Here is a 799-nt window from a genome sequence, read left to right as displayed (position 1 = left end):
GTGTTCCGCGAGATCGATGCGGCGATCGTCGGCCCCGCACGGCTGACACATCTGATGAAGCTCGCCTTCAACGAGGACCGCAGCCTCGACCGCGCCATCCGCGAGCTCGCCGCGACCGATCCGGCCGCCGCAGAGATGGTCGCCGCGGTCGACGCAAGGCGGGTCGAATACCTGTCCAAGCTGATGATCGAATCCGGCGTCGAGAGTCGCCATGCCCGCCCTCGGGCCGAGTTCCTGTACTGGGCCTATATCGGCCAGACCGCGGTGATGAATCCGGCGCTCAACGCCGTGACGGAATCCGACATCGACGACCTCAGCGCACTGTTCACCCGCGCGGGCGGTTAGCGACGCCGGCGGTAACGGACGGCCTCCCGAGCCGCTCCTGTCCCGCTGAAAGCGCGGCAAAATAGCTGCAAAACCAAGCTATCTGCCTCGATCGTTAAGTTTCACCGCCGTCCGCGCCGATCCTTAACTCGGTATTTACCCTAACGGGAAAAAGTCGATCCAGAGGCAGACTCCCGCGTCGTGTCGATGTTCGCTTGAGCACGACGCGGAGGTGTGCGGGGCGCGGCTGGGGCCGGCTTGGGTGCGGACAAGAGCATGAATCGCGTGTCGTGGAGTGTCGAGGAGATCGAGCCGTCAGTGCGCGAGAAGGCCGAGGCCGCCGCAAAGCGCGCCGGGCTGTCGCTCACCGACTGGATCAATGCTCAGCTCGGCGAGGCTGCCCCGCAGCAGCCGGCCACCGAACAACCGCGCATGCCCGGCCGCCCGGCAATGCCCGAGCGCAGCGCCACCGAAG

At 66.3% G+C, this 799-nt stretch carries 1 protein-coding gene and 1 pseudogene; both read left to right on the top strand.

Annotated elements, in window-relative coordinates:
* Window positions 1-345: pseudogene (locus DYI24_RS27310) on the top strand (TetR/AcrR family transcriptional regulator); the annotation flags it as partial.
* Window positions 346-600: 255 nt separating this feature from the next.
* On the top strand, window positions 601-799 hold a 199-nt coding region (locus tag DYI24_RS27305), incomplete at its 3' end, for a hypothetical protein (protein WP_164574534.1).

The sequence above is a fragment of the Rhodopseudomonas sp. BR0C11 genome (genome assembly GCF_010820945.1).
GTDB lineage: Bacteria > Pseudomonadota > Alphaproteobacteria > Rhizobiales > Xanthobacteraceae > Rhodopseudomonas > Rhodopseudomonas palustris_H.
This window is presented reverse-complemented; position numbering and strand designations above follow the sequence as displayed.